This window comes from Litorilinea aerophila (genome assembly GCF_006569185.2).
Lineage (GTDB): Bacteria > Chloroflexota > Anaerolineae > Caldilineales > Caldilineaceae > Litorilinea > Litorilinea aerophila.
This window is the reverse complement of record NZ_VIGC02000089.1, coordinates 1-790: the sequence shown is the minus strand read 5'-3', so window position 1 is coordinate 790 and position 790 is coordinate 1. Positions and strand designations below refer to the sequence as shown.

1 protein-coding gene is annotated in these 790 nt (G+C 60.0%); it reads left to right on the top strand.

From position 1 onward, the window contains the following. The first annotated feature begins 15 nt into the window (after positions 1–15). Positions 16–633, top strand: coding sequence for a transposase (locus tag FKZ61_RS23735; RefSeq protein ID WP_211358733.1), 618 nt, complete (start codon positions 16–18; stop codon positions 631–633). Positions 634–790 lie beyond the last annotated feature (157 nt).

Genomic DNA, 790 nt, shown 5'->3' with positions numbered 1-790 from the left:
CCGTAGAGACGCAGCATGCTGCGTCTCTACTACGGGGGCACGCCAACACGCCAACAGGGACAGATCGCCATGACCGATCAAAACGATTCTTCCGGTAAATTCCGCGGGAAATATCGTATCCCGTCCGCCAGGGCGGCCTGGTGGGATTACGCCGCGCCCGGGGCCTATTTCATCACCATCTGCACCGCCGGGCGGCGACCCTTTTTCGGCCGCGTCGCAAAAGGCGAAATGCACCTGTCGCCGATTGGAGAAATCGCTGCGCAATACTGGCAGGAAATTCCCCGTCACACCGCCGGGCACGTATCCCTGGATGTGTTTGTGGTCATGCCCAACCATGTCCATGGCATCATTGTGATCCATGATTCACCCGTTGCCGCCCCCGTAACGCCCAATACGGACGACCACCCCATGGCCGCCATTTCGCCCCGGGCCGGTTCCCTGGGGGCTATCGTCCGTTCCTACAAATCGGCGGTCAGCCGCTGGTGCCGGCAAAACGGATACCCCGAATTCGCCTGGCAGGCCCGGTTCCACGACCACATCATCCGCAATCCACAGGAATACGAACGCATCGCGGCCTACATCGTCGCCAATCCCCTGAATTGGGACGAAGACCGCTATTTTCACGAGGAATAATGCCATGACCCACGCCCCCGTCAACCAGCGCGAAATCCATACCCAACGCCGCGTTATTGATTTCTTCCACGACGCCCTGGGCTACGAATACCTGGGGAACTGGAAAGACCGCGCAGGCAACGCCAACGTAGAGACGCAGCATGCTGCGTCTCTACGG

What these genes read in the sequence shown, in the direction of transcription:
- FKZ61_RS23735 (WP_211358733.1), top strand. Translation starts at nt 16, where the DNA reads ATGCTGCGTCTCTACTACGGGGGCACGCCAACACGCCAACAGGGACAG.